The 14,426-nt window shown below is 64.9% G+C and carries 11 protein-coding genes; 5 read left to right on the plus strand and 6 right to left on the minus strand.

Going from position 1 to position 14,426, the window contains the following annotated elements; genetic code table 11:
• The 4 genes from AC1ROK_RS06775 to AC1ROK_RS06790 form a co-directional block, all read right to left on the minus strand.
• Window positions 1-858: an ABC transporter permease gene (locus tag AC1ROK_RS06775; RefSeq protein ID WP_492845136.1), complete on the minus strand. Its 858-nt coding sequence runs from the start codon at window positions 856-858 to the stop codon at window positions 1-3.
• A 6-nt stretch (window positions 859-864) separates the two neighbouring features.
• On the minus strand, window positions 865-1,869 hold the full coding sequence (locus AC1ROK_RS06780; protein WP_492845138.1) for an ABC transporter permease: 1,005 nt from the start codon (window positions 1,867-1,869) through the stop codon (window positions 865-867).
• 202 nt (window positions 1,870-2,071) lie between these two features.
• On the minus strand, window positions 2,072-3,994 hold the full coding sequence (locus AC1ROK_RS06785) for an ABC transporter substrate-binding protein (RefSeq protein ID WP_492845140.1): 1,923 nt from the start codon (window positions 3,992-3,994) through the stop codon (window positions 2,072-2,074).
• A 393-nt stretch (window positions 3,995-4,387) separates the two neighbouring features.
• Entirely contained in the window at window positions 4,388-5,008 is a 621-nt protein-coding gene (locus tag AC1ROK_RS06790; RefSeq protein WP_492845142.1) for a hypothetical protein, read from the minus strand.
• 203 nt (window positions 5,009-5,211) lie between these two features.
• Between AC1ROK_RS06790 and AC1ROK_RS06795 the strand changes: the two genes are divergently transcribed.
• Window positions 5,212-7,206, plus strand: a complete 1,995-nt coding sequence (locus AC1ROK_RS06795) for a family 43 glycosylhydrolase (protein WP_492845144.1) — start codon at window positions 5,212-5,214, stop codon at window positions 7,204-7,206.
• 144 nt (window positions 7,207-7,350) lie between these two features.
• Here AC1ROK_RS06795 and AC1ROK_RS06800 read toward each other — a convergent pair whose 3' ends face one another.
• Together AC1ROK_RS06800 and AC1ROK_RS06805 are read right to left on the minus strand one after the other, a co-directional pair.
• Window positions 7,351-7,851 carry a hypothetical protein gene (locus AC1ROK_RS06800; RefSeq protein ID WP_492845146.1) on the minus strand — a complete coding sequence of 167 codons (501 nt, stop codon included), beginning with the start codon at window positions 7,849-7,851 and terminating at the stop codon, window positions 7,351-7,353.
• Window positions 7,851-9,017: a hypothetical protein gene (locus tag AC1ROK_RS06805; protein WP_492845148.1), complete on the minus strand. Its 1,167-nt coding sequence runs from the start codon at window positions 9,015-9,017 to the stop codon at window positions 7,851-7,853. The genes AC1ROK_RS06800 and AC1ROK_RS06805 overlap by 1 nt, the downstream gene beginning before the upstream one ends.
• Before the next feature lie 256 nt (window positions 9,018-9,273).
• On the opposite strand from AC1ROK_RS06805, the gene AC1ROK_RS06810 reads away from it, so the two are divergent.
• From AC1ROK_RS06810 to AC1ROK_RS06825, 4 genes are all read left to right on the plus strand, one after another.
• Window positions 9,274-10,314: a GntR family transcriptional regulator gene (locus AC1ROK_RS06810; protein WP_492845150.1), complete on the plus strand. Its 1,041-nt coding sequence runs from the start codon at window positions 9,274-9,276 to the stop codon at window positions 10,312-10,314.
• 95 nt (window positions 10,315-10,409) lie between these two features.
• The gene (locus tag AC1ROK_RS06815) at window positions 10,410-11,945 is read left to right on the plus strand and encodes an ABC transporter substrate-binding protein (RefSeq protein ID WP_492845152.1); all 1,536 of its coding nucleotides are present in this window, start codon (window positions 10,410-10,412) and stop codon (window positions 11,943-11,945) included.
• A 290-nt stretch (window positions 11,946-12,235) separates the two neighbouring features.
• Window positions 12,236-13,408 carry a M24 family metallopeptidase gene (locus AC1ROK_RS06820; RefSeq protein WP_492845154.1) on the plus strand — a complete coding sequence of 391 codons (1,173 nt, stop codon included), beginning with the start codon at window positions 12,236-12,238 and terminating at the stop codon, window positions 13,406-13,408.
• 34 nt (window positions 13,409-13,442) lie between these two features.
• Window positions 13,443-14,423, plus strand: a complete 981-nt coding sequence (locus AC1ROK_RS06825) for an ABC transporter permease (protein WP_492845156.1) — start codon at window positions 13,443-13,445, stop codon at window positions 14,421-14,423.
• Window positions 14,424-14,426: the final 3 nt, after the last annotated feature.

Consider the following 14,426-nt stretch of genomic DNA (forward strand, 5'->3'; position numbering starts at 1 on the left):
TCAGGCTCCCATGCGGCGCAGCCGGCTGCGCGGATCGATATATTCGTTCATGCTGACGGCGAGCAGGAACAGCCCGATGAAGGTGATGACGATCAGAACCACCGGGATCACCACCCACCACCACACGCCAACCACCATCGCCGAGTGCGAGTTGGCCCAGTAGAGCACCGTGCCGATGGTCGGGTTGTTGATGTTGGTGAAGCCCAGTACGGCGAGGGTCACCTCCATGCCGATCGACCACAGCATGTTGTTCATGAAGGTCGAGAACACGATCGGCATCACGTAAGGCAGGTGCTCCTCGAGCAGCACCTTGCGGGTGCTCATGCCGGCGAACACCGCGTGGCGGGTGAACTCGCGATGCTTCAGCCCCAGGGCCACCGAGCGGATCAGCCGCGCATCGAACGGCCAGCCGAAGCAGGCCATGATCAGCGCCATGGTGAAGCTGTCCATGTGGTTGCGCAGCACGAAATAGAACAGCACCAGGATCGGGAAGATCGGCACGGCGACGAAGATGTCGTTGATGAACATCAGCACCCGGTCTACCCAGCCGCCGAGATAGCCGGCCGCGAGCCCCACCGCGATCGAGATGATGCGGCTCAGCACCGCTACGGTGATGCCGAAGATCAGGCTGTTCTTGAACGCCGCCGAGAGCTGCCAGAACAGATCCTGGCCGCGCGAATTGGTGCCGAACCAGTATTGCGCCGAGGGCGGCTGGTCGGGAATGGCGAGGTAGATCTGGCTGGGATCGACCGGCGAGAAGAAGCTGAGGGCCGCAAAGATCGCCACGATGCCGACGAGGATCAGCCCGATGGTGAATTCGGCGTTGTAGCGGATGAGATCGCGAAGGACGGCAAACATCTGGGATTACTCCGCCCGGACGCGCGGATCGAGCAGCGGGTGCAGCAGGTCCACGATGAAGATGGCGAGGGCGACCGCGGCGATCGAGATGGTGCAGACTGCCAGCACGGTCGAGTAATCGCCGGCATTCACCGCATCGACGAGGAGTGACCCCATGCCCGGATAGTTGAACACCTGCTCGGTGATGACTGTGCCGGAGAACACGCCGCCAATGACCATAGCGAGCGCCGTCACCTGCGGCACCAGGGCGTTGCGGATCACGTAGTCGCCGACAATGGTATCGCGCCGCACACCGGCGAGTTCGGCGTAGGTCACGTAATCCTCGGTGACGATGTTGGAGACCAGCGCGCGCATGCCGATGAACCAGCCGCCCAGGCCAACCAGGACCAGCGACAGCGCCGGCAGCAGCGAGTGCTGCAGCACCGACAGGATGAAGCCCAGCGTCCAGCCCGGCCGCACATCCATGGCGAAGCCGCCGGAGATCGGCAGCACCGGCCAGAGGTAGCCGAAGACGATCAGGATGATGAAGGCGACGATGTAATAGGGGATCGGCTGCAGCCCCATGGTGACGATGCCGAAGGCCTTGAGCAGGCGGCTGTTCTGGAAGTAGCCGGCGAGCCCGCCGGCGAGGTTGCCGACGACGAAAGTGATGGCGGTCGAGGTGAGCAGCAGCCCCAGGGTCCAGGGGAGCGCCCGCAGCACCAGTTCCATTGCCGGCGTCGGAAACGCCATCAACGACGCGCCAAGGTCGCCGCGCAGCAGCCGGCTCCAGAAGTTGACATATTGAGTGAGCACCGGCTGGTCGGTGCCGAACATCTCGGTCAGCGCCAGGCGAGTGGCGGCGATGGCCTCAGGCGACAGGTTGGAGCGGGCGGACAACCGGCCGAGCACCTGTTCGACGGGATCGATCGGCGACAGGTAGGTCACCACGAACATGGCCGATACGCCGAAGAATATCACCGCCAATAGCTGAACGAACCGCTTGGCGGCGAACCATAGATAGCCTTGCATAAATACTCCTCACACACCCGCGGCCGCGCTGCAGCATGGCGCATTCGGTCGCGGGATTGCACAGATCGGGCTGCCTGCCGGCCGGCCCACCGGCGACGGCAACGATCCCGCGTTCTGATGGCGCCTCGAGGGCTCGATAGGCCACCAAAAGGCGGGAGGGAGCGCGGAAAGCGCCGCGCCCCCTCTCACCCTGGGAGAGCGGTCAGCCAGCCACGGGGCTGATCTGGGTGAAGATGTAACGCCCGTTCGACCAGTTGGTGACCGGATTGGCGTAAGGGTTCTCGGCATTGGGCCAGCCGGTCCAGAAGCGGTTCGACTGAATGGAGAACACGTTGTAGGCCATGATCGGGATGTTCGGCATCTCTTCGAGGTGCAGCTTGACGAACTCGTGGCCGTACTCGATGCCCTTGGGATCGTTGAAGTCGATCTTGCGGATGTTCTCGATGATGGTGTCGAGCCGCGGATCGGTCCAGCGCATCCAGTTACGGTCGGGCTGCGACTCGCCGGGCTTGGCGACATAGGCCGAGTGGTAGCTGTCGAGGAAGAAGCTGAGGTCGGGGTGACCGCCCCAGGTTTCCACCGCCCAGGCGATGTTGGTTTCGTAGTTGCCGACGCGCTGCCGGCCCCAGGTATCGCTGTCCACCTGCGCGGTTGCCTGCACACCGGCCTGCGACCACATCTGCGCAATCATCACGCCGAGACGGTTGATCACGCCTTCCTGCGGCACCATCACCTCGAAGGCAAACGGCTCGCCGTTCGGCATCATCCACTGGTTGCCGTTCTTGGTGAAGCCGGCTGCCGTGAGCAGTTCTTCTGCCGCCGCCACATCCTGCTTCCACCAGCCGTAACCGAAGGCGTTGCGCACCGCGGCTTCATCGGTCGGCACGGCGTCGCCGAACTGTGGACGCACCATGTCGGCAATCTGCAGGCCGATATTGGGGTCGTACGGCTTGATCTTGCGAGTGCCGGTGTCGACCTCGTAGTTGATCAGGAAGTCCTGCAGCGGCGCATGATAGTCGCGCGGATGCGTGCCGGTCGGCGGGACCGAGATGGCCGAGAGCGTCGCCGCACCGCGATACGAGGCCATCGACATGGCGCGCGCATCGAGCATCAGCGCCAGGGCCCAGCGCACGCGCTTGTCCTGGAACTTCTCGTTCTGGTGGTTGAAGATAATCATCGGCAGGGTCGGATCGGGGTGGGCGTAGGGGAAGCCCGGGAACCAGCCCTGGATCTGCGGATCGTCCTTGACCACGGCGAAGGTGCCTTCCGGGGTCAGGTCGTGCACCATGTCGAGGTTGCCGTTGCGGATCTCGATCAGGCGATTATCGGTGGTGATGTTGTTGCGGTAGATGATGAATTTCGGCTTGGGCTCGGCGATCATGCCGAGCGCGGTGCGCTGCCAGTCCTCACGCTTCTGCCAGATGTACCAGGTGCCGTTCGGATCGAACGAATGCAGCGTATAGGGCCCGATGCTGACCGGCGGGTTGGCGTCATAGGTGAGGATGTCCTCGACCTTTTCATAGACGTGCTTGGGCATGATCCAGGCGGCCGTCCAGCGCACCGAGAACAGCGCATGAAAGCGCGAATTCGGCGCATTGAGCTTGAAGTGGACACTGTATTTGTCGGGCGCGGTGACTTCGGCGACCTGCGCACTGAAGGCGCCATTATAGGGCGTGCCCGGCGTGGCCTTCTGCTTTTCGACCGTGAACACCACGTCGTCAGCGGTGAACTCAACACCGTCGCTCCAGAAGATGCCCTGCTTGAGCTTGACGGTCATCTCGGTGAAGTCGGCATTGTATTGCCAGAGATCGTCAGCGAGTGAGTTGTAGACCGCGTTCTCGCTGGCCCCTTCGATGCCCGCATCGGGATCGATGAACCACAAGGTATCGGTGGTCAGGTTGTGCAACCCGTTGCTGGTGCCGTTGCCGGCGCCGACGGCCCACAGGTTGAACCAGCCCGGGTTGCGGATGATCCCTTCGGGATTGTGAACGATGACCGTCTCGCCGCGCGGGAACTGCGCCAGATCCGGCGCCGTACCTCCGGCGTCCTGCGCAAAAGCCAAACCATTGGCGGCAACGGTAAGGGCACCGACAGCAGTACCCAGCAGAAAGCTGCGTCTATCCATTTTGTTTTTCCTCCCACGGCGGCAGCGCCTCTCGCGCTCCCATCCCGAAAGCGCTCCACCGCTTTCGGGCGCCATCCTATCCGCGAAGCCCTCCTTGTCAACTTGTGTTTAGATGTACATCGGATATTCTAATATGAATACCGAGGGAGGCGAGGCTCGTGTATCGCGCCACCCCGTCAGGTCAGGAACAGCCGCAACGGCCAATCCTTACATCTCAGATAGTGCATATGTTTCAGCGTACTAATAGATCAACCCGGCGTCGGACCGGAGCATCGTCCGCCTCACGGCGGATGCCATCGCGACCACCCGCGGCCGCTTGACCCGTCCCGCGCCCAGAATCGATCAATACCGGAATATACGGTACATATGGCAGATCGTACCGTCTGCCCCGGTTCAGTCCTGCGTCTCAAGTCGCATGATGATCTCCTGGTCGTGATGCCCGAAGCCGCGTCCGAAGATGTTGACCCCGCCGGGACAGGCGGCGTCGGCGGCAACGCCGATGCGCAGCCGAATCGACTGGGCCGCATCGAGTTGCAGGTCGGCCAGCGACACCGACGAGATTTTCTGTCCATCGAGAAAGCTGCCGGCGCTGGTGACGCGCCAGTTGGTCAGTTCGCCGTGATCGGATCCGTAGCGCGCCCAGCCGCCTCTCGGCTCGTCCTGACGATAGCGGCTGGCCCGCAGGGTCCAGTTGCCGAGCTCGACGTCATTGACCCAAATCGAGATCGCACTCGGCCAATCGGGCGAGGTTCCGGGCGCATCGGATCCAAGCTCCATGGAGAACTCGAGGGCCCGGACCGGTGGGCCGGAGCGATAGGGGAAGCGATACTCGACGAAGCCGCCGGTAAACCAGAGAAGCCCGGCCTTCACCCGTCCCGGATCGAGGAATGTATCGGGCATATCGAGCAGACCGATGACGCCATCGACGGCTCGCAAGCCGCACGGGGCGCAGACGCTGAAGCTCGTATAGAGCCCCAACGGCACCGAGGCCTGGAACAGACCGCCCGCTTCCACCCGGCAGACCCTCACTCGCAACCAACTCAGGGACGATGCTAGCACGGGCAATATGGGCCCGGCCACGGATTGCGTACAATCGGACAAAATGTCTACGCAATCCATCGCAAGTCCGGCCTTGTATGTGATCCATATCGCCTATTGAGGTAGAGACGGGCCGGAAGCAGCGGCCGATTCACACCCCCCTCTTGACGGAACACTCCATGACACCGGCAAAGCCCACCTGGACCGCGGATAACGGCGACGGGACATTCACCAATCCGCTGTTCTACGAAGAGTTCTCCGACCCCGACATCATCCGGGTCGGCAGCGTCTACTACATGACGGGCACGACGATGCATTGCATGCCGGGCCTGCCGGTGCTTCGATCCACCGATCTGGTGAACTGGACCCTCGTCTGTTACGCCTTCGAGCGGCTCGACCTAGGGCCCGCCTTCCGGCTCGAGGGTGGGGAAATCTACGGCCAGGGCATCTGGGCCCCGTGCATCCGCTATCGCGACGGCACCTTTTACATCTTCTCCAACGTCAACGGGCAGAAGACCCAGATCTTCACCGCGACCGACCCGGCCGGCCCTTGGACGCGCACCGAGGCCGAGTACAATTACCACGACCTGACAGTGTTCTTCGACGATGACGGGCGCGCCTATGTGGTCTGGGGCTATCGCAACCTCAGGATCGCCGAGCTCGACCAGAGCCTGCATCGGGTCATCCCCGGCTCCGAACGCGACCTCACGCCGCCCGACAGCCTGATGGGCGAGGGCGCGCATTTCTACAAGGTCGACGGCAAATACCTGATCACCAGCGCGTGGTTCGCCGGGCCGATGCGCATGCCCTGCGCCCGCGCCGACAGTCTCGATGGCCCCTGGGAAATCAACCCGGCGATCTCGATCGACGAGGATTTCGGGCTCGTCGAAGGTTACAAAATCAAGGGCGCCGGCATCCCCTTCACCCTCGAGCCACCCTTCGAGCTGGTGCCGCCCAACCCCGCCGCCAACGGCCGGCTCAACCTGCACCAGGGCGGCATTGTCGATACCCCTGACGGCGAGTGGTGGGGCTGGTCGATGATGGATTACAACTCGCTCGGCCGCCTGACCTGCCTGTCGCCGATCACCTGGAAAGATGGTTGGCCGTATTTCGGTTTACCCGGCAACCTTGGTCGCACCCCGCGCACCTGGATCAAGCCCAGCAGTGCATCGCCTTCGCCGGTTGCCCTGCCCTGGCCCAAGCGCAGCGACGATTTCGACGGCGCCGCGCTCAATCCGCTCTGGCAGTGGAACCATGTGCCGGTCGACAGCAAGTGGTCGCTCGGCGAGCGGCCCGGTCACCTCAGGCTACACACGCTGCCCGCCAGCGATTTCTGGTGGGCGAAGAATACGCTGACGCAGCGCGCTGTCGGGCCGCTATCGACGGCTACGACCGAGCTCGAGGGAAGCGGCCTGGCCCCAGGTGACGTGGCGGGGCTGGCGCTGCTCGGCATGCCCTGGCGCTGGGTCGGCCTCGCCCGCACCGGCAGCGGTTTCGAGATCCGCGCCTTCGACTACCAGACCGGCCGGGCGATCACGGTGCCGGCGGCCGGGCCACGCGTCTGGCTGCGCGCCGAGTGCGACTTCCTGACCGAGCAGGCACAGCTCAGCTTTTCGGCCGATGGCGAGAGCTTCACGCCCATCGGCGAGCCGATGACCATGGTGTTCCAGCTCAAGACCTTCCAGGGCATCCGCTATGCGCTGTTCGCCTACAACGAGGAGGACCGAGAGGGCGGCTACGCCGATTTCGACCGGGTGAGCATCGACGAGCCCTGTCCACGCGGCCTGATGCGCCCGATCCCCGAGGGGCAGAGAGGGATGCTCGTCCTGGCGAACGCCGCGCATATCGGCCTCGCCACCGAGCTGGGCACCGTCATCGGCGGCACGCCCGAGCCGTTCACCGTCGAGCCGGTCGGCCTCGGTCGCGTCGTCCTGCGTCATGCCGCCGGCGTGCTGTCAGTGACGGCGGGCGGCGTGATCACCGTCGACGGCGTGGCCGGCACAGCGAGGCATTTCCAGTGGATGGAGACCCCGACCGGCGAAGTGACACTGATGGCGCTCGCCACGCACCGGTTCCTCCGCATCGCGCCGGACGGCGCGGTAAGGGCCGACCGCCCCGGCCCGACGCCCGACGGCAAGGATGGCACGCGGTTCCGGTTTACCGCGGCGGCCTGACGGAATGGCCGACAGTCCGGGCTCCTTGCCGGCCGGCATCCACGCGGCATCACACCGCCCGGCATGGCCTCCGCCAGTACGGGCGGCGCAGCCGGGCTACGTCTCTCGGACAGACCCGACCTCGGGGACGGGATCATCGAGACGCTACCGCGTACCCTCATACAGCCCCGCGACGTAGGCCATCGTCGCAAACGGCATCACTTCGCCCACCCGGCTCAACCGCTCAGGCGAGTAGTAGCCCGCCTCATGCAGCAGGTTGAAAGCGCCGATGGTCTGGCCGCCGACCACAATGGGCAGGTTGGCGATGGACTCGCAGCCGAGCGAGCCGATGAGCTGCCAGTCGGCAAAATCCACGGCGATCGCTTCGAGGCTGAGCGCGGTATAGATCTGCTGCCGGCCGATCAGCGTTTCGGTCCACTTGTTGTCGGGGATCGGCTTGAAGCCGCCGACCGCATAGGCCTCGGCGTTCTGGGTGTAGAGACGGCGAAGCCGACCGGCTGGCACATCGAACAGCGTCGCCGTGGTGAGCTTGCTGCCGATCGCTTCGCCGATCAGCCCGGCGACGAAATCGAACATCGGCTCAACCGGACCCGGCTGGCGCACCAACGCGAGAAAGGCCGGCCAATGGTTGTCGAGCGAAGCCATCAGACCGTCCAGAAATCGCGCAGCGTCGAGGGCGTGTGCATGTTGCCGTAGAGATAGGCCCAGAACTCGGTGCGGCGCTCCTTGGGCACCTTCTCCCACACCGCATGCGTCGACGTATCGCCGCACCAGTAGCCATAGACGAACGGCGCCCTCAGGCCATGGCGGAGGAAGGCGATGCGGTTCTTCGCCGTCTCGAGATCCTGGTAGCCGGCCTCGGCGATGATCGGCGCCACCTCCTCGTGCGAACGGCCCTCGGCATGCAGCATCCAGGCGGCGTTGCAGCGGAGCGCCGCGCGCAACCGCTCGAGCGTCATGCCCACCACGTCCTCGGGGGTGTTGATCCAATCGAGGAAGAACCAGCCATTATCGGCAATGCCTTCGAACAGCGCGCTGCTGGCGGAGCTCGTCACCACCTGCGCGCCGTCGAGCGGCATCTTGCCTTCGGCGACATAGCGCTGGCGCAGCGCCATATGCACGAGGTGGCCGGGGAAAGCCTCGTGGCACGCAAGGTGCTTGATGGCCGAGCGGGTGAAGGGCATCGCGAGGTTGAGCCGCATCTTGCGCTCGGGAAAATCGCAATAGGCGGTGAACGGCACATCATCGAGCCGCACCGGCTCGAGCCATTCGTCGTTCATCAGGTACATCATCTCGCTGGTGCGGCGGCGCGCCTCGCGCGTCACCTCGCCCATGGTGGCGAGCACCTGGTCGGCCGGCACCAGCGTATCGGCCTCGAACCGCCCGACATCCTCGGCGAGCGAGCCGCCGCGATAGCCCAGTTCGTCGAGGTTTTCGCGGATGGTCCGGCGGTAGCCATTGAGGATTTCGTCACTCACCAGTTGCGTGTCGACCCGCATCTGCCGGCGCAGCCTCTCGGCATACGAGATCTGCCGGCCCTCGAAGGTATCCAGCAGCGCCAATAGCGAATCCAGCATTTCGCTGAGGTAGGCGCGGCGCAACTCGCTCTCGGCCTCGCCGGGAATACGCGCCGCAAGTGCTTCCAGCCGGTCGCGCGCCTCGCCGTAATTGGCGAGCGCATAGGGCTCGACCTGCGCCATGGCGACCGGGATCAGCCCCTCGCGATCGAGAAAACTCTGGGTGCGTGGCACATCGCGATAGAGCCGGTCGAGGCCGGCCGTCAGCCGCGCCAGTTCCAATCCCAGTTGCATGCTCATCGCCGCCATCGCCCCCTGATTGACATAGAAAACTAGAACACCATCAGCCGGCTCACCGCCAGTGGCACAGATCGACTTTCGTTGCATACCGACGCGGAACTCTGCCTTCTAGCCGCGCCAAACCCCTGATTTCCCGATGTTTTGCATGACATTTGAGCAGTCGAACGCAACTGCATGAATTTTGTACGCACCCGATTGTCATCGAGGAAAGGGAACGCTACCGTCCTGGTGTATCAGGTGGATAGAACACATGTTCTCATTCGACGCCAACAGCATCGACAAGTCCCTGCCCGTGCCGGTCGGCACGCAGCTCTATGGCCTGTTGAGCTATGCGCTGTCGTTCGGCGGCATCGCCCATGGCACCCGCCTGCAGTCGGTCCGCCAGCTCGCCGCCGAACTCGGCATCGCCCCGATGACAGTGGCCCAGGTCTATCAGCGGCTGCGCGACGCCGGCCTCGTCGAGATGAAGCACGGGCTCGGCGCCTTCGCCGTTTCCGACGTGAAGAAGCGCAGCATCGACAACCTGCCCGTCTCCTCGCTCCGCGCCGATATCGAGGTGCTGATCGGCAAGGCCGAAAAGCTCGGCATCTCCACCCTCACCCTCAATTCGATGATCAACGCGCAATCGCTGCTGCGCCGCCCCAAGGCCGGGTTGAAGATCGTTTTCGTCGCCATCTTCGAGGGGCCAGGGCGGGATTATGTGGCGCAGCTGAAACCGGTGCTGGCGACCAACGACCAGGTGCAACTGGTGACGCTCGACTCCCTCAGGGTGACCGAGGAGCTACGCCGGATCAGCACCGAGGCCGATATCGTCCTCACCTTCCTCCATCGCGAAGCCGAGGTGCAGGCGCTGATCCCCACGGCGCGGGTGCTGGGCCTGCGCTTCATCCCGTCGGTGCGCACGCGGCAGGCGCTGGCCGGGCTCGACCCGCGCACCCGCATCGCCGCAGTGACCTATTTCGAGGAATACATCGCCATCATGCGGCCGAGCGTGCGCGAGTTCGCGCCGCACGTCTCCGATATCCGCGTCACCTGGCTGTCCTCGCCGGACCTCGGCGAGGTCATTGCGCAGTGCGACGCGGTGATCTTTGCCTCGGGCGCCGACCATGTGGCCGACCTGGTCCAGCCAGGCGTGCCCTGCTTCGAATACCGGCATGCGCCGGATCCGGGCGCGCTGGAGGGCGTGCTGGTGCCGCACCTCGCCGACCTCCGCCGCAGCAAGATTGCCGGCAATGAAACGGGGCCCGAAAGCGGCAGCGATGCCGCCGAAAGGGGCGTCGCCGAGGGGTGAGACCAACCAATCCCTGTCTCCCTTCGAGGGTGGAACGTAGCTGTTCCTGAAGGCGGCAGGGCAATGACTGCAACAAAGTTCACAGGGGAACGGGAATGAACAAACTACTGCTGCTGACCACCGCCATCGTGGCGCTGGGGGCGATGCCGGCGACCGTCACGCTGGCCCAGGACAAAGCCATCGTCATCGGCACCGACGTCGATGCCGGCACGCTCGATCCGCGCCTGACGCGGGACACCACCGCCTATCGCACCGCCGACCTGATCTATGCAGGCCTCGTGCACCTCACGGCCAAGCTCGAAGCGGTGCCGGATCTGGCCGAGAGCTGGGAATCGCCCGACCCGCAGACCTACATTTTCAAGCTTCGGCCGGACCTCAAGTTCTCCGACGGCACCCCGCTCACCGCCGATGACGTGGTCTACACCTATGAGAGCGTCATCAACCCCGATTTCAACGCCCCGGACCGCGCGCTCTACAGCCCGATCAGCAAGATCGAGGCCATCGACCCGCAGACGGTGAAGTTCACCCTGTCGGCGCCCTATGCGCCGCTCCTCAGCTATCTCGACAAGGGGATCGTGTCGAAGGCGGCGGTCGAGGCAGGCAAGGATCCGGCCACCGATCCGGTCGGCGCAGGCCCGATGGTGCTCACCGCCTGGAACCGCGGCAGCGACATCGTGCTCAAGGCCAACCCGAGCTATTGGGGCGGCGCCCCTGAGGTGACCGATGTCACCGTCAAGATCATCGGCGACAACTCGGCCCGCGCCCAGGCCTTCGAAGCCGGCGACCTCGACGTGATCCAGTCGCCGCTGTCGCCCAACGATATCGCCCGGCTGAAGGCCGATGCCCGGTTCGGCAACGTCATCACGGCCGGGCTGGGCGTCACCTACATCAACTACAACGTCAAGGACCCGGTGCTGGCCGACCCCGGCATGCGGCAGGCCTTCTCGATGCTGATCGACCAGAATTCTATCGTCAACGACATCTACCAGGGCGTCGACGAGATCGCGTCGTCGATCATCCTGCCCTCGTCCTGGGCCTATTCGGCCGATATCAAGCAGCCGACCTTCAGCGTCGAAGGCGCGGTGGCCAAGTTCAACGAGCTGGGCTGGAAGGATACCGACGGCGACGGCATCCTCGACAAGGATGGCAAGAAGCTGACGGTGACGCTCTCCACCCACAGCGAAGACCCCAACCGCGTGCAATCGGTCGAGCTGACCCAGGCGCTGATGCAGTCCGCCGGCGTCGATGCGCAGGTGCAGATCACCGACTGGCCGTCCTTCTCCACCAACTATGTGCAGAAGGGCCTGCACCAGATCGCGCTGCTCGGCTGGCTCAACATCGTCGATCCGGACCGGCTGCTGTTTGGCCAGCTGTCGACCGGCGGCTCGACCAACTGGGGCGGCTATTCCAACCCCGAGGTCGATAAGCTGCTGCAGGAGGGCCGCTCGTCGCTCGACCAGGCGGCGCGCGCCACCGCCTACCAGAAGGCGGCGACGATCCTTGCGTCCGACCTGCCCTACTTCATCATCTCCGACCAGGGCTACCAGCTGTTCTACAAGCAGCCCTTCCCGGTCGAAGTGCAGGCGACCCCACGCGGCAATTTCCGCGGCCTGATCGGCATGGACGAATAAGTCCCTGCCCCTCCCCCGGCCGGCGTTCCCTCCCAGGCGCCGGCCGGAACCTTGGTTTTTGGGTCACAGATGGTCGACACCACCACGGCGTCATCCCAGCGAAAGCCGGGATCCGTCTCGCGGCCCGTGCCAGCAGTGAGTTGGGTCCCAGCTTTCGCTGGGGTGACAGCCGGCGGGCGGGGCGCGATCGAGTGCCGAACCTGACACCGCGGATGAATCAACCCATCCGCGAACTGATGCAGACGTTTGAATTTTACTGCGCTTTGCCTGGAGCGCATCGAGGAGATGACATGACGTTTTCGCAGCGCCTTGGCGCCGATTTTTATGCCCGCGTCCATCGCGACATCCGCGCCCGCATGGCCGAGACCGGGGTCGACCTGCTGCTGCTCGATGCCAATGACGATGTCATCTACACCACGGGCTTTTCGCACTACACCACCGAGAGGCCGGTGGTCTTCGCCATCAGCCAGAGCGGCGCCTGGCTGCTGCTGCCGCGGCTCGAACAGGGGCATGCGGCGCACCAGATCATCGCTGCCGAGCCGGTGATCTATTTCGAGTTTCCCGGGGTCGACAAACCCTTCGACGTGCTCGCTCGGGCGCTCCCGGCCCAGACCGGCACCGTCGCCCACAGCTACGGCATTGCCTTCGGCCGGATCGCGCAGATCGCGGCGGCATTCCCCAATGCCAAGGTGGCGCCCTCCAGCATCGTCCAGCAGATGCGGTTGAGGAAATACCCCGAGGAGATCGTGCTGCACCGCGAAGCAGCGCGCATCTCCGACGAGATGGTGCGCGCCGGCGTGGCACTGATCGGCGAGGCCGTGCGCAAAGGCGGCGAGCTGCCGAGCGAGATCGAGATCGAGCAGCACGTGTCGCGGCACGCCATGAACATCATGTATTCCGAGCACGAGGAGCTGATGCTGGTGCAGGGCCTCGCCTCGGGCCTCGTCTATTCCGGCATCCGCTCGAGCTTTCCGCACGGCATGCCGACCGGCAATCCGGTGAAGCGCGGCGAAAGCCTGATCCTGTCGCTCGGCTGCCGGGTCGGCGGCCGAGCGGCCGAGAGCGAGCGCACCTTCTTTGTCGGCGAGCCCTCGGCCGAGCAGCAGCGGCATTACTCGGTAGCCTATGAGGCGCAGAAGCTGGCTACCGCCGCACTGATCGCCGGCCACACCTGCGCCTCCTCGGACAACCTGGCGCTCGGCTATATCCGCGCAGAGGGCATGGCCGACAATGCCCTGCACCGGGTGGGCCACGGCATGGGCATCATGTTCCACGAGTCCCCCTGGATCGAGGCCGGCGACCAGACCATTCTCGAACCCGGCATGATCGCCTCCAGCGAGCCCTCGATCACCATCCCCGGCTTTGCCGGCTACCGCATCGCCGACACCGTGCTGGTCACCGCCGAAGGCCCGGACAGCATGACCCACTATCCGCGCCGCATCGAAGAGATCGTCATCGCATGAGGCGAGCCGCCTACCCATCCCGAGGGCTGCAGCGATGCTAGCCTATGTCATCCGCCGGCTGCTGCTGCTGATCCCGATGGCGGTCGGCATGATCGTCGTCACCTTCGGGCTGTTGCTGCTGGTGCCGGGCGATCCGGCCGCGGTGCTGCTCGGCCCCGAGGCGTCGCCCGAAATGATCGCCAACCTGAGGCGCACGCTCGGGTTGGATGACCCCTGGTATGTGCGGCTCGGCGCCTATTTCTGGCAACTGCTGCACGGCGATCTCGGCCGCTCGATCTTCCAGAGCGCGCCGGTCAGCGAAATCATCGGCGGCCGCATCGGGGCGACCATCGAGCTCGCCGTGGTGGCGCTGCTGCTCGCGAGCCTGATCGGGGTGACGCTCGGCGTCCTCGCCGCGGTGCGACAGGGCTCGCTGATCGACACCGCGACGATGCTGCTGGCGCAGCTCGGCGTCTCCATGCCGGTCTACTGGCTGGGGCTGCTGCTGATGCTGGCCTTCGCCGTGCAGCTCAACTGGCTGCCGGCGATCGGTCGCGGCGCGCCGATGCCGGAGGCGATCATCGCGGCGCTGAGCGGCCGTCCGCAGGTGTTGTGGGATTCCATCCTCCACATTCTCCTCCCCGCTCTGGCGCTCGCCGCCAATTCGGCGGCGATCATCTCGCGGCTGGTGCGCACCTCGATGCTGGAAGTGCTGCGCGAGGATTTCGTCCGCACCGCCTATGCCAAGGGGCTGCGCCGGCCGCGCGTCGTGGTGCGCCATGCGTTGCGAAACGCCTTGCTGCCGGTGCTGAGCGTCATCGGGCTGCGTTTCGGCGCGCTGCTCGGCGGCGCCGTGCTGGTCGAAATGATCTTTGCCTGGCCGGGCCTTGGGCAGCTGACCTTTTCGGCCGTGTCGCAGCGCGACCTGCCGCTGATCCAGGGGATCGTTCTGACTTTCGCGCTGATCTTCGCGCTGGTGAACCTCGTCGTCGACCTGCTCTATGCGCTGGTCGACCCGCGCGTGCGGTTGGGTTAGCGC

This window comes from Devosia sp. GW821-FHT12F11, assembly GCF_058806655.1.